This is a genomic window from Phaeobacter piscinae, from assembly GCF_002407245.1.
GTDB classification, from domain to species: domain Bacteria; phylum Pseudomonadota; class Alphaproteobacteria; order Rhodobacterales; family Rhodobacteraceae; genus Phaeobacter; species Phaeobacter piscinae.
In genome coordinates this window covers 1842131-1866626 of the sequence record NZ_CP010681.1, presented here as the reverse complement: position 1 = coordinate 1866626, position 24496 = coordinate 1842131, and the positions used below count along the sequence as shown (strand labels likewise).

General features: G+C 60.8%; 23 protein-coding genes. 12 read left to right on the top strand and 11 right to left on the bottom strand.

Features of this window, described 5'->3' with window-relative positions:
- Positions 1 to 17: 17 nt before the first annotated feature.
- Together serS and phaeop14_RS08675 are read right to left on the bottom strand one after the other, a co-directional pair.
- Entirely contained in the window at positions 18 to 1310 is a 1293-nt protein-coding gene (serS, locus tag phaeop14_RS08680) for a serine--tRNA ligase (RefSeq protein WP_096789293.1), read from the bottom strand.
- 108 nt (positions 1311 to 1418) lie between these two features.
- Positions 1419 to 2912: a pentapeptide repeat-containing protein gene (locus phaeop14_RS08675; protein WP_096789292.1), complete on the bottom strand. Its 1494-nt coding sequence runs from the start codon at positions 2910 to 2912 to the stop codon at positions 1419 to 1421.
- A gap of 179 nt (positions 2913 to 3091) precedes the next feature.
- Here phaeop14_RS08675 and yajC point away from each other — a divergent pair, with 179 nt between their 5' ends.
- From yajC to phaeop14_RS08630, 9 genes are all read left to right on the top strand, one after another.
- Positions 3092 to 3376, top strand: coding sequence for a preprotein translocase subunit YajC (gene yajC, locus phaeop14_RS08670; protein WP_040169532.1), 285 nt, complete (start codon positions 3092 to 3094; stop codon positions 3374 to 3376).
- 34 nt (positions 3377 to 3410) lie between these two features.
- Positions 3411 to 5072: a protein translocase subunit SecD gene (gene secD / locus phaeop14_RS08665; RefSeq protein WP_096789291.1), complete on the top strand. Its 1662-nt coding sequence runs from the start codon at positions 3411 to 3413 to the stop codon at positions 5070 to 5072.
- Between the two features lies 1 nt (position 5073).
- Positions 5074 to 6042, top strand: coding sequence for a protein translocase subunit SecF (secF, locus tag phaeop14_RS08660; RefSeq protein WP_040169527.1), 969 nt, complete (start codon positions 5074 to 5076; stop codon positions 6040 to 6042).
- A gap of 168 nt (positions 6043 to 6210) precedes the next feature.
- Entirely contained in the window at positions 6211 to 6564 is a 354-nt protein-coding gene (locus phaeop14_RS08655) for an Mth938-like domain-containing protein (RefSeq protein ID WP_096790268.1), read from the top strand.
- 97 nt (positions 6565 to 6661) lie between these two features.
- Positions 6662 to 7288, top strand: coding sequence for a heme ABC exporter ATP-binding protein CcmA (ccmA, locus tag phaeop14_RS08650; protein ID WP_096789290.1), 627 nt, complete (start codon positions 6662 to 6664; stop codon positions 7286 to 7288).
- Positions 7285 to 7941 (top strand): heme exporter protein CcmB, encoded by a 657-nt coding sequence (ccmB, locus tag phaeop14_RS08645; protein WP_014874911.1) that lies wholly within the window; start codon positions 7285 to 7287, stop codon positions 7939 to 7941. The genes ccmA and ccmB overlap by 4 nt, the downstream gene beginning before the upstream one ends.
- 45 nt (positions 7942 to 7986) lie before the next feature.
- Positions 7987 to 8718 carry a heme ABC transporter permease gene (locus phaeop14_RS08640; RefSeq protein WP_040169524.1) on the top strand — a complete coding sequence of 244 codons (732 nt, stop codon included), beginning with the start codon at positions 7987 to 7989 and terminating at the stop codon, positions 8716 to 8718.
- Entirely contained in the window at positions 8718 to 8888 is a 171-nt protein-coding gene (gene ccmD / locus phaeop14_RS08635; RefSeq protein WP_096790267.1) for a heme exporter protein CcmD, read from the top strand. Before phaeop14_RS08640 ends, ccmD begins: the two co-directional genes overlap by 1 nt.
- Positions 8881 to 9420: a DsbE family thiol:disulfide interchange protein gene (locus tag phaeop14_RS08630; RefSeq protein WP_096789289.1), complete on the top strand. Its 540-nt coding sequence runs from the start codon at positions 8881 to 8883 to the stop codon at positions 9418 to 9420. The genes ccmD and phaeop14_RS08630 overlap by 8 nt, the downstream gene beginning before the upstream one ends.
- 77 nt (positions 9421 to 9497) lie before the next feature.
- Here phaeop14_RS08630 and phaeop14_RS08625 read toward each other — a convergent pair whose 3' ends face one another.
- On the bottom strand, positions 9498 to 9797 hold the full coding sequence (locus tag phaeop14_RS08625; RefSeq protein WP_096789288.1) for a putative quinol monooxygenase: 300 nt from the start codon (positions 9795 to 9797) through the stop codon (positions 9498 to 9500).
- 278 nt (positions 9798 to 10075) lie between these two features.
- Complete coding sequence (gene acnA / locus phaeop14_RS08620; RefSeq protein WP_040169521.1) at positions 10076 to 12763, bottom strand: aconitate hydratase AcnA; 2688 nt, start codon at positions 12761 to 12763, stop codon at positions 10076 to 10078.
- Between the two features lie 245 nt (positions 12764 to 13008).
- Here acnA and phaeop14_RS08615 point away from each other — a divergent pair, with 245 nt between their 5' ends.
- Positions 13009 to 13740, top strand: coding sequence for a DUF1223 domain-containing protein (locus tag phaeop14_RS08615; protein WP_040169519.1), 732 nt, complete (start codon positions 13009 to 13011; stop codon positions 13738 to 13740).
- A 14-nt stretch (positions 13741 to 13754) separates the two neighbouring features.
- Here phaeop14_RS08615 and phaeop14_RS08610 read toward each other — a convergent pair whose 3' ends face one another.
- The 5 genes from phaeop14_RS08610 to phaeop14_RS08590 form a co-directional block, all read right to left on the bottom strand.
- Positions 13755 to 14690, bottom strand: coding sequence for a lysophospholipid acyltransferase family protein (locus tag phaeop14_RS08610; RefSeq protein WP_040178695.1), 936 nt, complete (start codon positions 14688 to 14690; stop codon positions 13755 to 13757).
- A 377-nt stretch (positions 14691 to 15067) separates the two neighbouring features.
- On the bottom strand, positions 15068 to 16270 hold the full coding sequence (locus tag phaeop14_RS08605; RefSeq protein ID WP_096789287.1) for a flagellar motor switch protein FliG: 1203 nt from the start codon (positions 16268 to 16270) through the stop codon (positions 15068 to 15070).
- 76 nt (positions 16271 to 16346) lie between these two features.
- On the bottom strand, positions 16347 to 16952 hold the full coding sequence (locus phaeop14_RS08600) for a tetratricopeptide repeat protein (RefSeq protein ID WP_096789286.1): 606 nt from the start codon (positions 16950 to 16952) through the stop codon (positions 16347 to 16349).
- Positions 16953 to 17140: 188 nt separating this feature from the next.
- Positions 17141 to 18445: an adenylosuccinate lyase gene (gene purB, locus phaeop14_RS08595; protein WP_040178692.1), complete on the bottom strand. Its 1305-nt coding sequence runs from the start codon at positions 18443 to 18445 to the stop codon at positions 17141 to 17143.
- Positions 18446 to 18723: 278 nt separating this feature from the next.
- Positions 18724 to 19980, bottom strand: a complete 1257-nt coding sequence (locus tag phaeop14_RS08590) for a bifunctional alpha/beta hydrolase/OsmC family protein (RefSeq protein WP_040178691.1) — start codon at positions 19978 to 19980, stop codon at positions 18724 to 18726.
- A gap of 95 nt (positions 19981 to 20075) precedes the next feature.
- On the opposite strand from phaeop14_RS08590, the gene phaeop14_RS08585 reads away from it, so the two are divergent.
- Complete coding sequence (locus tag phaeop14_RS08585; protein WP_040178690.1) at positions 20076 to 20636, top strand: NUDIX hydrolase; 561 nt, start codon at positions 20076 to 20078, stop codon at positions 20634 to 20636.
- A 77-nt stretch (positions 20637 to 20713) separates the two neighbouring features.
- On the opposite strand, the gene dddP is transcribed toward phaeop14_RS08585, so the two are convergent.
- Positions 20714 to 22057, bottom strand: a complete 1344-nt coding sequence (dddP, locus tag phaeop14_RS08580; RefSeq protein WP_096789285.1) for a dimethylsulfonioproprionate lyase DddP — start codon at positions 22055 to 22057, stop codon at positions 20714 to 20716.
- A 187-nt stretch (positions 22058 to 22244) separates the two neighbouring features.
- Between dddP and phaeop14_RS08575 the strand changes: the two genes are divergently transcribed.
- Entirely contained in the window at positions 22245 to 23009 is a 765-nt protein-coding gene (locus phaeop14_RS08575; RefSeq protein ID WP_040169504.1) for a heme-dependent oxidative N-demethylase family protein, read from the top strand.
- A 16-nt stretch (positions 23010 to 23025) separates the two neighbouring features.
- Here phaeop14_RS08575 and phaeop14_RS08570 read toward each other — a convergent pair whose 3' ends face one another.
- On the bottom strand, positions 23026 to 24051 hold the full coding sequence (locus phaeop14_RS08570; protein ID WP_096789284.1) for a hypothetical protein: 1026 nt from the start codon (positions 24049 to 24051) through the stop codon (positions 23026 to 23028).
- Positions 24052 to 24496: the final 445 nt, after the last annotated feature.

The window sequence follows — 24496 nt, the reverse complement described above, 5'->3', positions numbered from 1 at the left end:
GAGGTTGCGCGCGGTTTTTAAACCAATGCGCCCTCCGCCGTCAGGGTCAGGCGACCGCCCAGATAGGGGGCCAGAACCTCTGGCAGTTTGACGGAACCGTCTTCCTGCTGGCCGTTTTCCAGCACCGCAATCAGGCAGCGCCCGACCGCTAGACCAGAGCCGTTCAGCGTGTGCAGATATTCCGGCTTGCCGCCGTCAGCCGGTTTGAACCGCGCATTCATGCGACGGGCCTGGAAATCACCGGTGGTGGAGACCGAGGAAATCTCGCGGTAGGTGTTCTGACCGGGCACCCAGGCCTCGATGTCGAAGGTGCGGCGCGCGCCGAACCCCATGTCCCCGGTGCAAAGCACCACGGTGCGATAGGGGATGCCCAGTTTTTCCAGCAACCCCTCAGCGCAGCGCAGCATGCGCTTTTGCTCATCGTCGGACTGGCTGGGGTGCACAACCGAGACCATCTCGACCTTCTCGAACTGGTGCTGGCGCAGCATGCCGGAGGTGTCTTTGCCCGCGCTGCCCGCCTCGGAGCGGAAGCACAGCGTATGCGCGGTCATGCGGATCGGCAGGGCCGCCTCATCCAGCGTGTCGCCCGCGACGGAATAGGTCAGCGGCACCTCGGAGGTGGGCACCAGCCACCAGCCATTGGTGGTCTGATAGCTGTCATCGCCGAATTTCGGCAGCTTATCGGTGCCATACATCGCCTCGTCACGCACCAGCACCGGGGAGTTCACCTCGGTGAGGCCGTTTTCATCCACATGGGTGTCGACCATGAACTGCGCCAGCGCGCGGTGGATGCGGGCCACGGCGCCCTTCAGCAGCACAAAGCGCGCGCCGGAGATCTTCGCCGCGGTTTCAAAATCCATCGCCGCCGCGACGCCCTTGATTTCAAAATGCTCTTTCGGGTCGAAGGCAAAATTGGGGAGCGCGCCCCATTTGCTGACCTCGACATTGTCGTCCTCATCGGCGCCCGCTGGCACGTCCTCGGCCGGTAGGTTGGGGATGCGCGCCAGCACGTCGGTCAGCTTCGCGTCCAGCTCCTTGGCCTCGGTCTGCAGGGCTGCGACTTCGGCTTTCTTGCCGGCCACCTCGGCGCGCAGACGTTCGAATTCGGCGTCATCCCCCTTGGCCTTGGCCGCACCGATGGCCTTGGCCGCCTTGTTCTGCTCGGCCTGCGCGGTTTCAGCCGCCTGGATCTTGGCCCGGCGGGATTCATCCAGCGCCAGGATGTCGGAAGACATCGCCGCATCCCCACGCCGCGCCAAAGCGGCGTCAAAAGCGGCAGGGTTCTCGCGGATCGCGCGGATGTCATGCATGGGGGTGCTCCTAAAGCGTTGAATCAGTGCCGCCAGCATATGCCGGAAGGGGGCGGGAAGGGGAAGGGGGCGCGAGGTTTTGCCGCCGGGGTGTTGTGGGATGGCACGTTAGCGGGCGGTGGGAGGCGTGTAGTTGTCGGGGGCGTTTAGCCATTTTTGGTATTCGCTAGCGAACTGTTCATCTTCTAGAATGAACTCAGGCCAATGAGGCGGTGCATCAAAGCCAATACAGGTTACAGATGCGTCGCCGAAAAAATCGTGAATTGAGAAAGACGCATACCAGCGAAGTTCTGCAATTGATGACTGCTCCAAGGTCACAGTCCGAAGTGCGCATTCAGGAAATCGGTTGCTAGTATTCTCGTTTATCAGATCATCGACCTGGCCTTGCCGGTCAAAGGTACACCGTCGAAACATGGTATCAGAGGCGGTGATGCTAAATGTACTTCCCCAATAGCTCTGGTTGCGAAATATGCAACCATGAAACATGGGCGGCATCCCTTTAGCATCGAATAACGGTGCAACTGGAGTATGCTGAGATCCAAGATCTGTATGCATTACTTGTGCTCCCAATAGGTTGGAGCCGTCCAAGTTAGTTCCCCGCCAACTAGCCCGAGATAGTTTTACGCGGCCCAAGTTAGAGTTCGAGAGATCCGCGTCGTTCATGACTACGAAATCAAGAGCACTGTCACTGAAGTTCGTGTTGCGCCAATTCCCAACAAGTTCCGCCTGTTGGAGGTTCGTTTCAGAAAGGTCGAGGGTGAAACCAGCCGACACCTCTAAGCCCAGGTTTTTTGCCCGCCTGTTCCCGATGACTTTGATCACCATTTGGATGTCGATCCGAGGCTTGGTGACTTTCTTTCTTAATTTGCCGCGCTCACTAGGTTCTAAGTCCCTTGGAATTGAACCTGCCGTCGTCACCGGAGAATTCAGCCGGACATACGCACAAAGGATCTCCATAACTTGAACGTGGAAATCTGGGCTTTCGCGCGCGATGCGTTCGAGGGCAAAGATTGAGCCAATCCTCACTTCTAGGTTGGGCTCGGAGGTTTCGACAAACACGGGTTTGGAATAATCCCTGCTACCCTTGGTGTCTTTCTCGTAGGTGGGGTTGCCATCTTGGTCATGGCGCTGGCGCTTCACCGTCTTTTCCGCCCCCAAGCCCTCAACGGCCTTGTTGATCCTGTCCGTGATCTGGCTTTGAACGGTTGTGTCGTTCGCATCCCGCGTGAGTTTGACTTTGATAAGGGTCAGCGGGAAAGCGATGACCGCGCCTGTGGTCGCCGTGATAGCCGTGAGACGAACAAGAGCGAAACGTCCGCTGTTGCTCATGCCACTGGCAGTAGACTTCCAATGAACGCCTTGGATAATCTCCCAAATCACCGAGAGCAGGCCAACCACCAATAACCCGAACACAATGGCCCAGAGCGCAGCGCCGATGAGCAAGACCGGGGCCCATACAGCATCCAGTCCCAGTTTGGACTGCAGAAATGCGATTGGTTTGGCTTCGTTTGACGACAAAACAATAAGCGGGAAGGCGACAAATACGGCGAGGCCAAACAGGGCAAGAACCGGCAAGAGGCCGGGGTCTGAGATGTTGATCATGAGTGCAATCTGGTTCTGAAAATCAATACCCGCACCCTCTCATCGCCCCTGCATCGGGTCAACTGCGTTTGCGGTATCGGTTCTGGCCGCCTTAGCCTTGCAAGTGGCCCTTTCTGCGCATAGGTTCCCCTGCAAAATTAAGGGCGTCTCAAGCGCCTGTCACACAGAAGGAATATCCCATGGAAGGTGGCGCACTCGCCCAATTTCTCCCGCTCATTCTGATCTTTGGTATCATGTACTTCCTGCTGATCCGTCCGCAGCAGAAAAAGCTGAAGACGCATCAGTCGATGGTCGAAGCACTGCGCCGTGGCGATCAGGTGGTGACCCAGGGCGGCATCATCGGTAAGGTGGCCAAGGTCAAGGATGACGGCGAAATCGAAGTGGAAATCGCCGAGGGTGTGAAAATCCGCGTGATCAAAACCACCATCGCACAGGTTCTGAACAAGACCGAGCCGGCAGCGTAAGTAGCCCCGCTTAACCAACTGAAAAGGCAGGGCAATGCTGCAAATTGATCTCTGGAAGCGGGTTCTCATCTGGCTGGTCTGTGTGACCGGCCTTTTGCTTGCCCTGCCAAATGCGTTTTACACGCGCGTCGAGCAGGCCAATGACGCCGCCGCCGAAATAATCGCCAAGGGCGAGAGCCCCAAGGGGCTGGAGGTGGCGGGCCAATGGCCGTCCTTCATGCCGTCGTCGCTGGTCAACCTCGGCTTGGATCTGCGCGGTGGTGCGCATCTTCTGGCCGAGGTGAAGGTCGCCAACGTCTACGGTGCGCGTATGGATGCGCTTTGGCCTGAGGTGCGTGACGCGCTGCGGCCCGAGCGCGGTGAGGTCGGCACCTTCCGCCGCCAGCAGGCACCGGAGGGGCAGATTCGTCTGAAGATCTCCAAGCCCGAGGGCATGGCCCGCGCGCTTGAAGTTGTGCGCGGTCTGGCCAATCCGATCACCAGCCTGACCGGCGCCGGGGCCACCGATATCACCGTGTCCGGGACCGGTGACATTCTGACCGTGGAGCTGAGCGAGCAGGAAAAGCTGGCCTCTGATGATCGCACGGTGCGGCAGGCGCTGGAAATCATCCGCCGCCGGATTGACGAGGTGGGCACACGCGAGCCGACCATTCAACGCCAGGGCAGCGACCGGATCCTGATCCAAGTGCCCGGCATCGGCTCCGCGTCGGAGTTGAAGGCCATCATCGGCACCACCGCGCAGTTGACCTTTAACCCGGTTGTGGGCCGTGGCAGCGATGCCGACGCCAATGCGGGCGTGGGCAACAAGGTTGTGCCGTCGCTTGATGAGGACGGCGTGTTCTACACCGTCGAGGCCGCACCGGTGGTCACCGGCGAGGAATTGGTGGATGCGCAGCCGTCGTTTGATCAGAATGGCCGTCCGGCGGTCAGCTTCCGCTTCAACACCACAGGGGCGCGCAAGTTCGGCGACTATACGGCGGAAAACATCGGCTCTCCCTTTGCGATTGTACTGGATGAAGAGGTGGTCTCCGCCCCGGTCATTCAGGCCCATATCGCAGGTGGGTCAGGTATCATCACTGGCAATTTCACCATCGAGGAAAGCACCAATATGGCGATCCTGCTGCGTGCCGGTGCCTTGCCTGCGGGGCTGGAATTCCTGGAAGAGCGCACGATCGGCCCGGAACTGGGGCAGGACAGCATTGATGCCGGCAAGGTTGCGACGATTGTCGCCTTTGTCGGGGTGCTGGTCTTCATGGCGCTGAGCTATGGTCTGTTTGGCCTCTTTGCGAATGTCGCGCTGATCCTCAACATCGGCCTGATCTTTGGCGCGCTGAGCCTGATTGGCGCAACGCTGACCCTGCCGGGGATTGCGGGTATCGTTTTGACGGTTGGTATGGCGGTCGACGCCAACGTGTTGATCTTTGAACGGATCCGCGAGGAGCTGAAAGCAGGTCGTGGTCCTGCACGGGCCATTGATGAGGGCTACTCAAAGGCGCTGAGCGCCATTCTGGACGCCAATATCACCACCTTCATCACGGCGGTGATCCTGTTTGCCATGGGCTCCGGCCCGGTGCGCGGCTTTGCGATCACGCTGGGGCTGGGGATCATGACGTCCGTCTTCACCGCGATCTTTGTGACGCGGGTGATCATTGTGATGTGGTTTGAACGGCGTCGTCCGAAAACGATCGAGGTGTGAGATGCGGCTGAAACTTATTCCCGAAAATACCTCGTTTGATTTCTTCAAGCGCTGGAAACTGTGGCTGGGCATCTCTGCCCTGATGATTGTCGTGGGTTTTGCCTCCTTTGCATTGCAGGGGCTGAACTTTGGCATCGACTTCCGAGGCGGTACAACCATCCGCACCGAAAGCACCACGGACATTGACGTCGGCACCTACCGGGCTGCGCTGGAGCCGCTGGAGCTGGGCGACATCACCATCAGCGAGGTGTTTGATCCGACATTTGCCGAGGATCAGCATGTCGCCATGGTGCGTATTCAGGCGCAGGCTGATGGCGAGTCGATCTCTGGTGAGGTGATTGCCGAGGTGAACGCCGCGCTGGATGCGGTGGCGCCTGGCATCAAATTCGTGTCGGTAGAATCCGTCGGTCCGAAGGTCTCGGGCGAGCTGGTGCAGACGGCAGTCCTGGCGGTTGCGCTCGCGATTGGCGCGGTTCTGATCTACATCTGGCTGCGCTTTGAATGGCAGTTCGCGCTGGGGGCCGTCGCGGCGCTGGTGCATGATGTAGTGCTGACCATCGGTGTCTTCTCGGAACTTCAGATCAAGTTCGACCTTGCGATTATCGCAGCGCTGCTGACCATCGTCGGCTATTCGCTGAACGATACGGTGGTGGTGTTTGACCGGGTGCGCGAGAACCTGCGTCGCTACAAGAAGAAGCCGCTGGCGGAGGTGCTAAACATCTCCATCAATGAAACCCTGAGCCGGACCGTGATGACCTCGGTGACCACCTTGCTGGCGCTGATCTCGCTTTATGTGCTGGGCGGGGATGTGATCCGGGGCTTTGTCTTTGCGATGATCTGGGGCGTTATCATCGGCACCTATTCGTCGATCTTCGTGGCCTCCACCATCCTGTTGTGGCTGGGCGTGAAGCGCGACTGGACGAAGCCATCGAACACCACCGGCAACCAGTTCGCCAATATCGACGCCTGAGCCGCCACTTAGGTATGACATGTCAGAGGTCGCGTCCCGTCGGGATGCGGCCTCTTTTTATGGGTCTCAGCCGGGCTGGTATTTTGTCAGGGGGACGGACATGTTATGCAGCCGGGCAGGGCGCCGCGCAACGCGCCCACCGCCGACCACGAACAGAGGATGCACGCCATGCGGTTGAACGAAGTTGCCTATACGGACGCCCTGCCTATCGACGGCTACGGGCCGGGTTTTTTTCGCGTGGGTGGTGAGGTGTTTCAGAGTTCTATCCTGACCGGGGCAATGGGGACCACGGGCTGGGGTGGCTATGATGACGCTGACCCGCTGTTGGCACTTGCCGGTGAGGTTGATGTGCTGTTCATCGGCACCGGGGCCGAGGTCGCGCATATCCCGGCCAGCCTGCGTCAGCAGCTGGAAGGGGCCGGGATCGGGGTTGAGGCGATGAACTCTCCCGCTGCCTGCCGGACCTATAACGTCCTCCTCTCAGAAGGGCGCCGGATTGCCCTTGCGGCGCTTGCGGTCTGATCACCTGTCCATGATGGAAACAGGCTTGATCTGGCGCAAGGACAGGCCGCGCGGGATCGGGTTTTTCGACCAAGAACCAAAGAGGTAGGCGGATTTCATGACAGTGACCATTGCAGGGCTGAGCATCGCGCGCGGCGGCGTGCCGGTGCTGGAAGGGGTGAGCTTTGTGCTGACGCCCGGGCGGGCACTGATCCTGCGGGGGCCGAATGGCTGTGGCAAGACCACGCTGTTGCGCACCATTGCCGGGCTGCAACCGCCGCTGGCCGGTGAGGTGGCAATAAACGGGACCGGCGAGGGCGACGATATCGCCTATGCAGGCCACGCCGACGGGATCAAGCTGACCCTGACGGTGGCGGAAAACCTGAAATTCTGGGCGGCGATCTTTGCCACGGATGAGATCGACAGCGCGCTGGATGCCTTTGATTTGCGGTCCCTGTGTGATCGGCAGGCCGGGGCGCTTTCCGCCGGGCAGAAACGCCGGCTGGGGCTGGCGCGGTTGATGGTCACCGGGCGGCGTTACTGGATATTGGATGAGCCGACGGTCAGTCTGGACCGGGCCTCGGTGCAGCAGTTTGCGGATGTGGTGCAGGGCCATCTGGCGGGCGGCGGTGCGGCGTTGATTGCCACCCATATCGACCTTGGCCTTGACGGCGACACGCTGGACGTCAGCCGATTTCGCGCCAAGCTGCCGGATCTGGACAACTTCGACGGAGCCTTCCTGTGAGGGCGCTGTTGCTGCGCGACCTGCGGCTGGCCTTGCGCGCCGGTGGCGGCTTTGGTCTGGGGCTGGCGTTTTTCCTGATCGTGACGGTGCTGGTGCCGTTTTCGGTCGGACCGCAGTCAGAGCTGCTGGGCCGCATTGCCCCCGGTGTGCTGTGGCTTGGTGCGCTCTTGGCCTGCCTGTTGTCGCTGGACCGGCTGCTGGCGCTGGACTGGGAGGATGGCACATTGGATCTGATGGCCACCGCTCCGCTGCCGCTGGAAGCAGTGGTGACGATCAAGGCGCTGGCCCATTGGATCACCACCAGCCTGCCGCTGGTGCTGGCGGCGCCTGTGTTGGGCGTGCTGCTCAACCTGCCGACCGCAGGCTTTCTGTGGCTGGTTGTCTCGCTTCTGCTGGGCACGCCCGCGCTATCGGTGATCGGCACCTTTGGCGCCGCACTCACAGTGGGGCTGAAGCGGGGTGGGCTGTTGATGTCGCTCTTGGTGCTGCCGCTTTACGTGCCGACGTTGATCTTCGGCGCAGAGGCCGCGCGGCGGGGCGCGGCGGGTATGGCGGTGGAGACGCCGCTGTTGATGCTGGCCGGTATTTCGGCCGCTACGCTGGCGCTGCTGCCCTTTGCCAGCGCCGCCGTCCTGCGCGTCAATTTGCGCTAGGATGAATGAATTGAGATCCCTTCAAGCAAGAGCTAAATAGCCACTATGTCGATCTGGGAATACGCCAATCCAAAGAAGTTCCTGACCACATCGGAACGGGTGATGCCTGCGCTGTGGGTCTCAGCCGCTGTGCTGTGCACGGTTGGGCTGATCTGGGGGTTCTTCTTCACGCCTGATGACTACCGTCAGGGCTCTACCGTCAAAATCATCTTCCTGCATGTGCCCGCAGCACTGATTGCGATCAATGCCTGGTTCATGATGCTGGTCGCCTCGCTGATCTGGGTGGTACGTCGCCACCACGTGAGCGCGCTGGCGGCGAAGGCTGCGGCCCCCATCGGGGTGGTGATGACGCTGATTGCGCTGATCACCGGGGCGCTTTGGGGGCAGCCGATGTGGGGCACCTGGTGGGAATGGGATCCGCGGCTGACCTCCTTTCTGGTGCTGTTCCTGTTCTACCTTGGCTACATCGCCCTCTGGGAGGCGATTGAGGACCCGGATACTGCCGCTGATCTGACCTCCATCCTATGTCTGGTCGGCTCGGTCTTTGCGGTGCTCAGCCGCTATGCGGTCAACTTCTGGAACCAGGGGCTGCATCAGGGGGCCTCGCTGTCGCTGGACAAGGAGGAGAATGTGGCGGATGCGTTCTCCAATCCGCTGTATGTCTGCATGGTTGGCTTTGGTCTCTTGTTTCTGGCGCTGGTGCTCTATCGCACCGGCACAGAGATCCGCGCCCGTCGGATGCGCGCCCTGATGCTGCGGGAAAGGATGCAAGCATGATGCCGGATCTTGGAAAATATGCGGTTGAGGTACTCTCATCTTACGCCGCTTCCCTGTTGCTATTGTTGGCGCTGCTGCTGATGACATTTGCCCGTGGCCGCCGCGTGCGGCGTCAGATGCAGCAGATGGAGCAGCAGATGCAAAGCCAGGGAGGACCGCGCCGTGGCTAAGATCTCTCCCGTGATGGCGCTGCCCGTTCTGGTCTTTGGCAGTTTTGTTGCGCTGGCCTTTGCTGGCATGTTTCGCAACGATCCTGAAAGCCTGCCATCTGCGCGTGAAGGTCAATCGGCGCCGCCGGTTGTGCTGACCAGCTTTGCTGACGACCCCGGATTTGATGATGCGACCCTGCGTGACGGCACTGTAAAACTGGTGAATTTCTGGGCCAGCTGGTGCGGCCCCTGCCGGGTGGAACATCCGAGCCTTGACGCCTTGTCCAAGGAAGGGTTGGCGATCTATGGCGTCAACTACAAGGATCAGGAAGACAATGCGGTTGGGTTTCTTGAGGAGCTGGGCAACCCCTATCGCGCCATTGGCCGGGATGAGGCCGGACGGATGGCGCTGGACTGGGGCGTCTATGGCGTGCCGGAAACCTATGTGATCGACGGTGAGGGGACAATTATCCTGCGCTTTGCCGGTCCCATTACGCAGCGGGTGATCGACACCACCCTGCGCCCGGCGCTGGAGCGTGCGGCGCAGAACTGATCCGGGTCCGCTGCCCCGTAAGGCAGACGGCGGAAAATCGACCCAGGCGGGGCCATTTTTGGCTCCGCTTTTTGGTTTCAGCCAAGTGAATAGGTGCGGAAGATTTGCTCATCGTGGATCAGCTCGCCCAGGCGCTCAAAGTCGCCCCGTTCCGCACGCCAGGTCAGATAGGCGTTCTGGGCCTCGCTGCTCTCCCAGATCTGAAAAATCACCATCTCTTCGCGCTCCGGGGCCAGCAGCAGATGCGCCTCTATACAGCCGGGAAACGCGCGGGTTTCCGGCATCATGGCCTGGGTTGCTGCGACCAACTCCTCGAACAGGCTGGGCACTGCTTTTACGGTGACAACAATGGCTTCTTTTTCTGGGGTCTTGGTCACGGGCTGTCCGTCTCAGGCTGCTGTACTGCCGGGTGGCGGCACATTTTGGTTGCGTGTCTATCAGAAAGGGTAAGGGGAGCTGTTGACCATCATCACGGACATCTTGCCGCAATGCGGAGCAATATGCGGCAAGAAGTAAACGTGAGGGAGGCCAAAGACTGAGGTGTCCAGGATACAGGTGCGGGTCGTTTCGCCAAGTATAGTGGCTGACGCGAAAAAACGGGCACCGCAGAGGCGCCCGTTTTCTGTGTTAGGGTCGCAGGAAACCTGCGCCGGTTTTACGATTTGGCGAGGTTGCGCAGCACATAGTGCAGCACGCCGCCATGTTCGATGTATTCAATTTCCGGCGCTGTATCGATGCGGCACTTCAGGGTGATGGTCTTGGTTGTGCCATCGCCATAGGTAATGTCGCAGGAGACCTCTTCTTGAGGTTTGATGGTGTCCAGACCATGGATCGAGACGGATTCATCCCCGGTGAGGTTCAGCGATTTGCGGGTGTCACCACCGGTGAACTCAAACGGGATAACGCCCATGCCAACCAGGTTGGACCGGTGGATCCGCTCAAAGCTCTCGGCGATGACAGCCTTGACGCCCAGCAGGGCTGTACCCTTGGCCGCCCAATCGCGCGAGGAACCCGCGCCATACTGCTCACCACCGAAGACCACCAGCGGGATGCCCTGCTCCTGATAGGCCATGGAAGCCTCGTAGACAGAGGTCTGCTGACCATCGGGGCCTTTGGTGTAGCCGCCTTCGACGCCGTCCAGCATCTCGTTCTTGATGCGGATATTGGCAAAGGTGCCACGCATCATAATCTCGTGGTTGCCACGACGCGAACCGTAGGAGTTGAACTCACGCGGTTGCACCTGACGATCCAGCAGATACTGGCCAGCCGGGGTGGTGGTTGCAAAGGAACCTGCGGGCGAGATGTGGTCAGTAGTGACCATGTCGCCAAGGATCAAGAGCGGCTTGGCGTCCTTGATGTTGGAGATGGTGCCCGGCTCGGAGCCCATACCCTGGAAGTAGGGCGGGTTCTGGATGTAGGTGGAGGCTGCAGGCCAGTCGTAGGTTTCTGCATCGGTGGTCTCCACCGCCTGCCACTTCTCGTCACCTTTGAACACATCGGCATATTTCGACAGGAAGGCTTCGCGGGTCACGGTCGCTTCGACTAGATCTGCGATCTCTTTCTGGCTCGGCCAGATGTCTTTCAGGTAGACGTCATTGCCGTCCTTGTCCTGTGCGATCGGATCTGTCGCCAGATCAATGTCCATGGTGCCCGCCAGCGCATAGGCGACAACCAGCGGCGGTGAGGCCAGGTAGTTGGCGCGCACATCGGGGCTGATACGGCCTTCGAAGTTGCGGTTGCCGGACAGGACGGAGGTCGCCACCAAATCACCCTCGGCGATGGCATCGGAGAGTTCCTGCTGGATCGGGCCGGAGTTGCCGATACAGGTGGTGCAGCCATAGCCGACGAGGTTGAAGCCGATTTTGTCCAGATCTTCCTGTAGGTTTGCGGCCTCCAGATAGGCGGAAACCACCTGCGATCCGGGCGCAAGCGAGGTTTTGACCCAAGGCTTGCGATCCAGACCCAATGCAGCGGCCTTGCGCGCCACAAGGCCCGCACCGATCATCACATAAGGGTTGGATGTGTTGGTGCAGGAGGTGATCGAGGCGATCACGACCTTGCCGCTTTCCATGGTGTAGTCTTCGCCTTTGACGGCGACTTCCTTGCCCATGGGACGCTTGAAGGTCTCTTCCATTTCCTTGCGGAATGCAGCCTTGGCGCCAGTCAGGGCAACATAGTCCTGCGGGCGTTTCGGGCCGGAGATCGCAGGCACGATGGTGCCCATGTCGAGGCTCAGCGTGTCGGTGTAGATCGGAGCATAATCCGCATCGCGCCAGAAGCCGTTTTCCTTCGCGTAAGCTTCGACCAGCGCGATACGATCTTCGTCGCGGCCGGTGTTGCGCAGGTAGCGGATGGTCTCATCATCGATCGGGAAGAAGCCACAGGTCGCACCATATTCGGGCGCCATGTTGGCGATGGTCGCACGATCCGCCAGCGGCAGCGTGTCCAGACCCTTGCCGTAGAATTCCACGAACTTGCCAACCACACCTTTGGCGCGCAGCATTTCCACAACCTTCAGCACGAGGTCGGTGCCGGTGGTGCCCTCGACCATGGCGCCGGTCAGCTCAAAGCCGATAACCTCAGGGATCAGCATGGAGATCGGCTGACCCAGCATCGCGGCCTCAGCCTCGATGCCGCCAACACCCCAGCCCAGAACGGCAGCGCCGTTGACCATGGTGGTGTGGCTGTCGGTGCCGACCAGCGTGTCAGGGTAGGCAACCATATCGCCGTTCTGATCCTCATCCGACCAGATGGTCTGGGCGAGATATTCCAGGTTCACCTGATGGCAGATGCCGGTGCCCGGAGGCACAACGCGGAAGTTGTTGAACGCGCCCTGGCCCCATTTCAGGAACTGGTAACGCTCCATGTTGCGTTCGTATTCGCGGTCGACGTTCATCTGGAACGCGCGCGGGTTGCCGAATTCGTCGATCATGACGGAATGGTCAATAACCAGATCAACCGGGTTCAGCGGGTTGATCTTCTGGGCGTCGCCCCCCAGCGCCTTGATGCCGTCGCGCATGGCGGCGAGATCCACAACGGCGGGAACGCCGGTGAAATCCTGCATCAGCACGCGGGCCGGACGATAGGCGATTTCGCGCGGGTTCTTGCCGCCGTTGGCGCCCCATTCGGCAAAGGCCTTGATGTCGTCAGTGGAGACGGAGAAGCCGCCATCCTCAAACCGCAGCATGTTTTCCAGCACCACTTTCAGGGCGGCGGGCAGTTTGGCAAAATCGCCAAGCCCGGCCTCGGTGGCTGCGGGGATCGAGTAATATGAGATCGACTTGCCACCCGCGCTCAGCTTGCGGCGCGTCTTGGCATTGTCCTGTCCGACGGTGATAGGCATGTTTGGCCTCCCTCTGGGATGTGAATACAGGGAATTCGCTACCGGCTATCTGCAACAGGTCGGGCGTGCATTCAATAGCTGAAACGCCGCAGGCGACATTTTTGTATGCAATAGTACACAAAATTTGCGCCAACGTCGCATTTCGCTTCAAATAGGCCTGTGCACGACGGTCTCAAGAATGATTGATTGGTCATTTCAACCGGCCGCGGCTACATCGGTAGATCAGAGCAAAAAGGGTTCTATGCATGAAGTTTTTCGCATCGCTTGTCATGGCCGCGTGGATGGCGCTGCCAACCGGGGCCACCGCCCAGGGCGGTGGACCGGCCACGGATTTGGTGGTGGTGGAGCTGTTCACCTCGCAGGGCTGCTCCTCCTGTCCGCCCGCAGATGCGCTGTTGCAGCAACTGACAGCGCGGCCGGATGTGCTGCCTTTGGCACTGCATGTGGATTATTGGGACTATATCGGCTGGAAAGACCAGTTTGCCGACCCGGCCCACACCCGCCGTCAGAAAGGCTACGCGCATGAAGGTGGCCGCCAGATGGTTTACACACCGCAGATGATCGTGAACGGCCAAGATGATGTGGTCGGCGCAGATGCAATGAAACTGAGTGAGACAATCGAAGCCCATAAGGCAAGGCCGAGCCCGGTGGCGATGACCATCGACGGCAGCCAAAGCGGCACGGGGGGGGTCGCCGTTCAGCTGCGTCGCGGGGACACAGCACCGGTGCTGTCCGGTCCAATATCGGTGCAGCTGGTGCGTTATGCGCCGCTGAAAACTGTCGATATCTCGCGAGGAGAGTTGGCGGGCCGACGCCTGGATTATGCGAATGTGGTGGAGCAGATTGACCGCGTCGCGGAGTGGGACGGGCAGGGCACATTGCAACTGACGGTGACGCTGACCGACACGCGTCCGGCGGCGCTGCTGGTTCAGCAGGCGCCCTATGGTGCCATCCTTGCGGCGGCGACACTCAACTAAGCGGCATCTCGGGGTCAGTCAGAGCTGGATCTTTGACCCGTCGGCGAGGATTTCGGGATCGGCACATAGGGTTTCCAGCGCCGATGAACCCAGAACCATTGCCCCATGTGCTGGCGCACCAGATCCTCCAGCCGTTTGCAAACGGTGGTTGTCATGGTGACCGGATCAGAGGGGGCAATCTCCTCCTGCAGGATAATTTCAAAATCAAGGCCGTTGGGCTGGCGAATGGCATAGACCGGGATCATCGCGGCCTTATATTTCAGCGCCAGTTCTGCCGGCACAATGGACGTCACGGCGGGTTCACCAAAGAAATCAATGTTGACCCCGCCATGGGCGTGCAGATCCGCGACAATCGCAATGATGCCGCCCTGCTTCAGGTGACGGACCATCTCCATCATGCCGCGTTTGCCCTGTTCGAACATTGGCTTGCCGGTCTTTTCAATTGCTTGCACGTAGTGATCGTTGAAATAGGGGTTGGCCATCCGGCGATAGAGCGCCCCCATGGAAAAGCCGCGCCGGATCAGATTGGCGCGGGCGGCGTCGTAATTGCCGAAATGGCCGGTGACCAGAATGACCGGTCGCCCCTCCGCGCGGGCGCGGTCCAGCGCGGGCAGGCCGGGGCCGGAAACCGGCGCCGCCCAGGCGCGCTCCAGGAACGGCTGTCCGGCATAGAGCTCGGCGACGACACGACCGATATTGTCGCTCACCTCATCGCAAAGCCGCGCGACATCCGCCTCCGGCAGCTCAGGACAGGTGAGCGCAAGATTGTCACGGATCCGTTTGTGAAACCCCACCAGAGGGGCAGCTTTGCGCATGACCCAGCCCATCGCCGGAATACGCTTTTCATAGGGGATCAGCCCAAGCGCCCCGATAAGGCCACGCAGCGCCAGATTGCTGGCGTAGTAACTGGCGCGACGGCCTGGGGACAGGGTGGAGGGATCGACGGGCATGTCCGGAGGGCCTGCAATTGGAGAGACAATATCGCCGCGACCATAAACGGCAGCGCAGAGAGGCACAAGCAAGCCTGGCGGTGATCCGCAGCTGCGGGCCGCCCTCAGCGCAACTGCGTCCCTGACGGCGGCGGGGTATCAAGGCCACATGCCAGCGATGCCAAGTCTCAGCTACGGATCAGCAGACAAGGCGCGGGCCGGGGTGCTGATCCGTTGACAGGGCGCCTTCGATCACTGTGGTATCCGTTGAGGTCCCGTCTCAGAGCGGTGGCGCAGATGGGCGTGGTCGGGCATCAGTTATCTCTAGGACTGTCGACATATGTGTGCGACCGCAGGCAGGAAGACACAGGCCAATGCGGAGACCTGATCGCGCGGGCTTACTCTTCTTCTTCATCCTCGGCTGAGCGAAGTTCAACCTCACCGGAGTTCACCAGCTCACGAAGGGCGTTGACGATGTTGCTCATGGCAGTTTCGCCGACACTGCGTTTCACTTTGCCGCGCTCGCTCACCTCTTCGCGTATGTTGTTGGCCATGCGGCTGGACATATTGGCCAGCATGAATTCGCTGGTCTCGACATCTTCCTCGCCTGTGGAGAATGCAATTGCTGTCACCAGATCCTGCTGCGCCAGAACACGGGCAATTTTCGGCACGTCCACCGGGCTCACCCGCTGGGCGATCAGCGCATAGGTGAAGATCGATTTACGTACGTCGCCGGCAAATTCCTCGTCTTCCTCGTCCAGGGCGGTCAGCACCTCATCGCGTTTGCCTGCGGCCGCCTGGGTCAGGATCGCGCCCATGCGCTGGCCCGGGGTTTCGTCAAACGCGACCTCCGGCCGCGCCTCGATCTGCGCGGCGAGGGACAGGCCGATGCGATCGACGGTATCCGGGGTCACGGCGGCGGTCTGGCTGACGGCATAGGTGATGCGGCGGGCGACCGGGCCGGGCAGGTGGATCAGCATCTGCGCTGCCTTGGTGGTGTCCAGCTTCGACAGGAGAACGGCGGCGACCTCGGTGCTTTCGGCCTCTGCCAGCTCGGCGAGATCTTCTGGCGGCAGGGCACGCAGACGCTCCCATGGGTCACCAAACTGGCGCACGCCCGCTTCCTTGCGCAGGCGACTGGCGGTCTGGCGGCTGATCTTGCCCTCCATCGCGGAGAGCGCACCGGCCAGCCCATTGGGGAAGGACAGCCCGACATTGTCCAGCATTTCGGCAAATTCACCGGCCACCTCATGCAGGGTGTCGCGGTCGATCAGCCCCATGCGGCCCATCTGCTGTGTCAGTTCGATCTGAAGATCATCGGGCAGCGATTCCAGCGGAATATCGGCCCCTTCATTCAGCAGCAGGCGCACCACGATGGCGGCTTTTGCCTTGCCGCTGAGTTTGGATTTGGCAGCCGGCAGACCGCCGCCGCCTATGGCAGGCATATCCAGCGCGCCACCGCCCATGCCGCCCATGCCCAAGTCACCACCGCCGAAATCGCCGCCCAGATCCATACCGCCGAGCGGAGCCGGGGCGGAAAAATCACCCAAATCATCTGAGGAGGCCGCCATGGGAAGCGCCAAAGCATTTTCATTCTGCATTTATGAGCCCTAGCCAAAAAGATTCTCTTTCTGTTGTCTCCAATCTAGGGGCGAAGCAGTAAATAAATGCTGAAAATCAGTAGCTTTGCGTCTGTCCGGACAAAAGAGCGTCTCGCAGGGAGACTTCGGCCCAGCTGTCGCTGCCGCCGGTGGCGCGAATGATCTTCCACTGTTCCAGCGCAAGCCCGTATTTTCCGTCGGTTACAAACCCTTGACCCATGTAGGAGCGCGCAAGGTGGTTCTGCGGATCCTGCGCGATGGCCTGAGTGTAATAGGACATCGCCTGATCGGAATAGCCCTGCTTACGATAGGTAAAGCCCCAATAGGTCAGCACCCGGCTATCCGTTTGGTCAGGCATCGCCGCTAGCACCATCTGCGCGTCGCTGTAGCGCCCGGCATAGGCGAGTTCGCGCACCGCATCGTACAATTCGTCAGGGTCCAGGGAGGATTGCTTGGGCGCGACGCAGCGCTGTTTCTGATCGTCCCAGACCTTTGCGCCTTTGCAGGTTTTGGTGGTGTTGGTCGGTTTTGGCGCCGCGCTGTCACCGCTTCCGGCGGCAAATGCGCTGCCGGCAAATGCCGCAAAGAGCACCAGCGCGGTTAGGGGCGCGCAGATGGCGCGCATCGCAGATGCAGGTAGAGAGCGGGCATGGGGGGCATTATGTGTCAGCATGACAGGCATCAGTTTGTCCTTTTGTCGCGCGCGCCGCAGCTCTGCGGCTTGTTGGATCGCTCCACCTTAGACGGTTGGCCGCAACCGCGCGATAACAAGACGGTGAGACGCCGTGTCAGACCAGCCTTGCCATAGAAAAGGGGCCGCCCTATCGCTGACAGAACGGCCCCTTATTGTGGTTGCTGATGAACTCCAGCTTAGGCGCCAAACACCCGCTTGAAGATCGTGTCGACATGTTTGGTGTGATAGCCCATGTCGAATTTTTCGTTGATCGCCTCCTCGCCAAGGGCGGCAACCACATCAGCATCCGCCAGCAGCAATTCGCGGAAATCAACGCGATCTTCCCAGACTTTGAGGGCGTTGCGCTGCACCATGGCATAAGCATCTTCGCGGCTGACACCGGCCTGCGTCAGCGCCAGCAGTACCCGCTGCGACATCACCAGGCCGGGGAATTTATTCATATTGTCCAGCATGTTCTCCGGGAAGACCAGCATCTTGTCGATGACGCCAGCAAGACGGTTCAGCGCAAAGTCCAGGGTCACGGTGGCGTCGGGGCCGATGCCGCGCTCAACGGAGGAGTGCGAGATATCGCGCTCATGCCAGAGAGCCACGTTTTCCATCGCCGGGATCACCGCCATGCGCACCAGACGTGCAAGACCGGTGAGGTTTTCCGTCAGAACCGGGTTCTTCTTATGCGGCATCGCGGAGGAGCCTTTCTGCCCCATGGAGAAGAATTCCGCCCCCTCCAGCACTTCGGTGCGCTGCATGTGGCGGATTTCCACCGCGATGTTCTCGATCGAGGAGGCGATCACCCCCAGCGTGGCAAAGAACATCGCGTGACGATCACGCGGGATAACCTGGGTCGAGATCGGTTCGGGGCTCAAGCCGAGCTGCTCACAGACGTGTTCTTCAACGCGAGGGTCGATATTGGCAAAGGTGCCAACCGCGCCGGAAATCGCGCCAGTGGCGACTTCGCTGCGCGCGTTTTGCAGGCGCTGTTTGTTGCGGTCCATCTCGGCGTAGAAACGGGCAAAGGTCAGACCCATGGTGGTCGGCTCGGCGTGGATGCCGTGAGAGCGGCCAACCCGCACGGTGTCTTTATGTTCCAATGCACGTTTTTTCAGCGCGGCCAGTACCTTGTCCATGCCACCCAGAAGAATATCGGCGGCACGCACCAGCTGCACATTGAGGCAGGTGTCCAGCACGTCAGAGGATGTCATGCCCTGATGCACAAAACGCGCTTCTTCAGAACCAACGTGTTCGGCAAGGTGCGTGAGGAAGGCGATGACGTCATGTTTGGTGACTGCTTCGATTTCGTCGATGCGGGCGACGTCGAATTCGACATCCTTTGCTTTCCAAACCGCGTCGGCGTTTTCACGCGGGATCACGCCGAGGTTGGCCATGGCTTCGCAGGCGTGTGCCTCGATCTCGTACCAGATCTTGAATTTGGTTTCCGGCGACCAGATGGCAACCATTTCAGGACGGGAATAGCGGGGGATCATGGGCAGCAGCACCTTTTCATAGCAGGGCAGAAGGGAAGCGGATGATGCCGCGGGTCTTAGAGCAGCGCGCCTTACAGGGCAAGGGTGGGGCTGCGCGCCGCGACAGAAAGCCCGCAAAAACAGGTCCCTTATTGTGGGAAGGCTGATGCTCGGTCTGCTTATGCCACGCGACTGCCCATAGCCTGCCGATAATTGGGTCGCGCGTCAGTCACGGTCGAAGCCCCCTATTTGCAAAAGGGCTCGTGGTGATTTCATCGGGCCGGGGGACGGCGCTCCGGTCAGAACGGCAGATGCGCGGGATCTACATCTGCCTCGCTCTCCGGCTCATCCAATCGGGTGGTGACCTTGGCGCCATGTTCCAGCGTGCGATGCACCGGGCAGCGGTCGGCGATCTCCAGCAGCTTTGCGCGCTGATCCTGGGTCAGATTGCCGCTGAGGTAGATCACACGGGTGAACTGGTCGATCTGCGCGGGACCGGAGGGCAGCGCGTCCTGTGCATGAACCTTGTCATGGCAGACATCGACGCTGACGCCTTCCAGAGGCCAGCCCTTGCGGCGGGCATACATGCGGATGGTCATGGAGGTGCAGGCACCCAGCCCCGCCGAGATGAACCCATAAGGCGTCATGCCGCGATTGCTGCCGCCATAGGCCAGTGGCTCATCCGCATAGGTGTGATGGCGCGGGCCGGACTGGATATCCTGCAGGAACCCATTGGGATCCGCCTCGGTGACGCGCAAAACGCCCTCGGGCGCGCCGGGGGGCGGCGCGGGGGGCGACAGATCGATATAGCGCCCGGCCCAGGCAGCAATGACATCAGCGGCATATTCCGCATCGCGAGGCCGCGAAATCAGGTGATCGGCATCATCCAGGGTGATGAAGCTCTTGGGGTGTTTCGCCGCGACAAAGATATCGGCGGCATTGTCGATGCTGACGGTGGCATCCAGCGGCGCGTGCATCACCAGAAGCGCGGCATCCAGATCGGCAAGGGCGCTGGTCAGCGCCTCGGCGCGGATGTCATCGACAAATTGCTTGCGGATCAGGAACGGGCGGTCGGCCAGACAAACCTCAGCGGCGCCGTCGGCCTCAATCATCTCCAGCGCGTCACCAAACTGATGCGCCACATGGGACGGGTCAGAGGGCGCGCCCAGCGTGACAACACCGCGAACCGATGGCAGCCCGGCCCGCGCCCGCAACACCGCAGCGCCGCCCAGCGAATGACCGATCAACAACGATGGCGCCAGCCCGCGCCCGGCCAGATACTGTCCCGCCGCCACCAGATCGGCGACATTGGAGCTGAAGTTGGTATTGGAGAACTCACCATCGGAATGGCCAAGACCGGTGAAATCAAACCGCAACACGGCGATGCCCATCGCCGCCAGACGGGCTGAGATGCGCCGCGCGGCAGGGATGTCCTTGGAACAGGTGAAACAATGGGCAAAGAGTGCTGTGGACAGGATCGGCCCTTCGGGCAGGTCCAGCCGCGCAGCCAGCTGGTCACCGGAGTGGCCGGAAAAAGAAATGCGTTCGGTGGGCATCAGGCTCGCCTTTATCTGGGGGTCACCCTAAGGTGCGGCGACAGGCGGGCGGGCACAAGGCATCCGCCGCCCACGTCACGGGAAGGTGAGGGATATTGACAACAGACCGTTTGGCCGAGGCCTGCGCAGGCATCGGAGGTTTCGCGCCGCAAGATGCGCGTGACCAGCAGATGTGGCAGCGCCTGACCGCGTTTTGCGCGCGCGAACCAAAGGCGTTTGAACGAGATCCAACGACCGGCCATGTGACGGGATCGGCCTTTATCCTGTCACCCGATCTGTCAGCGGTGCTCCTGACCCATCACGCCAAACTGGACCGTTGGCTGCAACTGGGGGGACATTGCGACGGCATCGCCGACGCCCGGTTCACGGCCCAGAAAGAAGCCTATGAAGAAAGCGGTCTGGCCCGGATCAGCCTGCTGTCTGATCAGGTGTTTGACATCGATATCCACGAAATTCCTGCCAACAGCCGCGAGGCGGCGCATCTGCACTATGATGTGCGCTACCTGTTTCGTGCTGAAGCGGGCGATATCCGTGCCAGCGCGGAGTCCAAGGCTCTCGCCTGGGTGCCGTTGGCAGAGCTGGCGCAGTATAGCCAGGCGGAGAGTGTGCTGATCTTGCAGGAAAAACTGGCCCGGTTGCACAGCGCAGGCTGCTAAGTGCCCCACAGGAACAGCGGCCATTCGCCAAGTGGGGCACAACCGCCTTTTAGTCGCCGCTCATTGCGGCGGCGGCATCACAGCTTTCCCATCAACGCGGGATCAAACGGGTAGGTGGTGAGATTCTCATATCCGTCCTCGGTGATCAGCACCTGATCCTCCAGCTTGATCGAGAAGTCACCACCTTCGGGGGAGACCAGCGCCTCAACACAGAGCACCATGCCCGGCTCCAGCTCGTAATCAAAGGCACCCTCGACCATGGCATCCGGGTAGGCCACCAGCGGCCATTCATCGCAAAGTCCGACGCCGTGCATCATGCAGCCGTATTTCTGTTTCTGGAACTGCGCATCCAGAGGGTGGCAGTGGCGCGACAGCTCCTGCAGGTTCACGCCGGGTTTCAGCATCTCCATATTGCTCTGGATATGCTCGACCCCGTGTTGCATGGCATAGACCATATCTGCGGGCGGGGGGCGGTCACCGATCCACCAGCTGCGCGAGATGTCGATGCAGATCCCGTAGGAGCCGACCAAATCGGTGTCAAAGCTGACGATTTCATTGTTCTGGATGATCCGCCCGCCGCATTCCTGAAACCACGGATTGGTGCGCGGGCCTGAGGTCAGCAGGCGGGTTTCGATCCACTCACCACCGCGGCGGATGTTTTCGGCATGCAGCACGGCCCAGACGTCATCTTCGCTGATGCCACCGCCGGGTATGGCGCTGCGGGCATAACGCTCCATCTCGGCGACGGCGGTTTCGCAGGCGTGATTGGCGCAGCGCATGGCGAGGATTTCGTCCGGGCCTTTCACCGCGCGGCATTTTTCGGTCAACTCCTCGCCGGGGAAGACCTCAAGCCCCTGCGCCTCAAGCGCGCGCAGCCCGTGCAGCATGATCTTGTCCACCGCAAGACGCGTGTTGCCGCCGCTATGCTCCGCCAGCAGAGTGCGCACTTCATTGGCGAAGGCGTCCGCCGCCACATCCACCTTATCGCCCCGGTCAAAGTAAAACAGATCGGCCCCGGCCCGCTGCTCGCGCACCAAAGGGTTGAATTCACTAAGAAACGGCGCCTGTTTGTAATCCCACATCACCATATAACCGTCGGCGCAGATCAGCAGCGCGCGAAACGGGTTGTGGGTGTTCCACAGCTGCATATTGGTGGAATCCGTCGCGTAGCGGATGTTCATCGGATCAAACACCAACAGTCCGGCATAATCGCGATCGTTGATGAACCGGGTGAGCCGCTCCCAGCGATAACGCCGCATGGCCTGAAGATCGGGCAGTTGAAGACCCGCAGCCGCCCATTCGCCGAAGGCCAGCCGGGTCGGCCCAATTTCGACCCGGTCCTGATCATTGGGGGTGTTGTCGCCAAGGGTGGCACCGCGCGTGGGGTCGATCTTGCGGGTGTCGCGGTAATGCTCGTTCATCTCTGGCTCCGTACTCGACATCGTCTTGAATTGGCCGCTGGACATCTCTGTCCAATGTGGCTCGTGCCGCGTAGATGAGTCGCCACCAAATGCGACCGCGCAAACGGTCGTTTTCAGGCAGATTCGAATGGGTCGGCCTGTCTCACGTTGCGGGTGGCGCTGCGCGTCTGGCTTGCTACAAGGCGTCATGACCAAGATTCTGCAAACACGCCTGCCGTATAATCCGCTGGAGGAGCGCAAGCTGCCCGGTATCCAGCCCTTGGCGCCACAGGACTGGTTGCACTTTGATGAGGCGTGCGCGGGCCAGATGGCAGAGCGGGAGCGGCTGTTGCAGCAGTGCCGTTCGCAGGTCCTGTATTGCGCGCCCGAGGCCATGCCAGCGGCCTCTGAGCTGTTGGAGGCAGTTTTGGCGCAGCTCTACCCGGACACGGCCCGGACCCATGTGGTCCGCCCCGACGGGGTCGAGGTGGCATTGGATTGGGAAGATCCGCTGGGCACGCTTGGCCGGATTGCCCAGCAGGATTTCTGCATTTTGGAAAAACCGGAGGGCGCGCAAGAGCATGTGTTGACCGGCGCGATCCTGTGCTTTCCCGCAAATTGGACGCTCGCGGAGAAAGCGGGGCGGCCACTGATTGCCATTCACGCGCCGGTCGACAGCTATGATTCTGGCATTGCTGCACGGGTGCAGCGGCTGTTTGACGGGGTGCAGGTGGGGCGGCCGATGTGGCGGTTCAATGCGCTGTGGTACGCCGATGCGACGCTGCACCAGCCGCGTCGCGCCAGTGGCGATCGCCCGCGTCCCGGCGCCGAAACGGCGGGCTATATGCGCAGTGAGCGGCAGACGATCCTGCGCCTGCCGCAGAGCCGCGCCGTTGTGTTCAGCATCCACACCAGTGTCGTGACCCGTGAGGATGTGATGGCCCAGTGGGGGGCATCGGCAGCCTCGCGCTGAGTGTAGACCAGGAGGTCTAAAAGGCGATGGCAGCCGAGCTTTGCAGCGCAAGAAGGGCCGTCGCGCCGCAGACGATGTGAAGATGGCCACGGAGCTGCGGGCTGCGCAGGAGATGGCTGGTGGTTGCGATCATCCGCTGCGGCATGGCCGCCAGAAGACCGCCCAACCGGGCAACGGCGGCACCGCTGCCGCGGGGCTGTGTCATAACCGCTTTGGCGCGGGCCCGGGCCCGATTGCGCGCTTCGACAGCATGGCGCCCGGTGGCGCGGGTGTCCGGGGACTGCAACATTGCGGCGTAATGTTCTTCCAGCTGCGCAACCGTTACCTCCACCGGCTCAAAACAGGCGCGTCCCCGCAGGCGCCCATTTGCAACAGGCGTGGCGCCGGTGGCAGGCTGCGGCGAAGGCGGCGGCGTATCAAGGGCGGCGTCAATCGGTGTTGCAACAGGGGCGTCCGCTTCGGGTGTCGTTTGCGGGCTGAGCGGGGCGCTCGACTTGGCGGCTTGGCTGTCGGCGATATCTGCGGCGATTTCGGTCACAGGAGAAATATCCAGCGTGGCGTGGTCTGCAACAGCCTCCGCGTGGGTTTCCACCTGTGTTTCCGCGTCTTCAAATACCCCAAGGAAAGCGTCACGGGTCAGGGTGAAGGGCACATGCAGCCAGTCCACCGTCGCCACATCCAGATCCTCGGCCAGGCGGCGCAGGATCATCGCCAGCAACATCTCGCTCAGCTCCACATCGCAGTGGTCCGGGTGGTTCGGGGTCAGCGTCACGCCAAGCGAACTGCGCAGCGGTGTTTCGGTGCTGTCAGTACCGGCCGCACTGGCCTGCGTTGGTTTGATCGGATGGCGGCGGTAGCGCAGTTCAACCCGGTAATGATCACAATCAAGTCGGATCAGATTGGGGTTTCGTGATTGGAACTGGCGCACGCTGTGGCCGTATTCTTCCAAGGTATCGACCACAGCAGTCGAGCCGCTGGACAGCGCATCTGGGTCCCGAATTTCAAAACCCAGCTTGCCTTTATACTGATCTACCTGTGTCACCGTCAGGGTCCTCCGCTCAGGTGCTTCAGCAATTAAGTTAAAATTTGAAATGGCAGAAAGTGAGGCGGTGACAGCTGAGAGGTAAAAAATTCCTTTCTAATTTGACGATTGCATTGTGATTGATTTAACATCTTGAAAATTAACGGTAAAATGATCATCTTCCCTGTGCGCCTCTTCGAATTTGGGCAAGAACTGGGCAGCTGACGGCCATATTGATGCCGTAGCCCTTACAAATCGGGCGTGAGGCCAACAGTGTTTCTGATTGAGTGACGTGCCGGCAACCTTGAGGGCTTGCGGGGAACGAACAGGCTGCGCCGGGGGAGGGGTGGCAGTGTTGAAACTCTGAAGCGACAGCCCGGTCGGCAGCCAATGGGTCAACCAAGGGCAGTGCCCTAGGCGGTCGGGGCACGTCTGTCAGCCAAGTTTGGCCAGGGGCTGGGGCTCT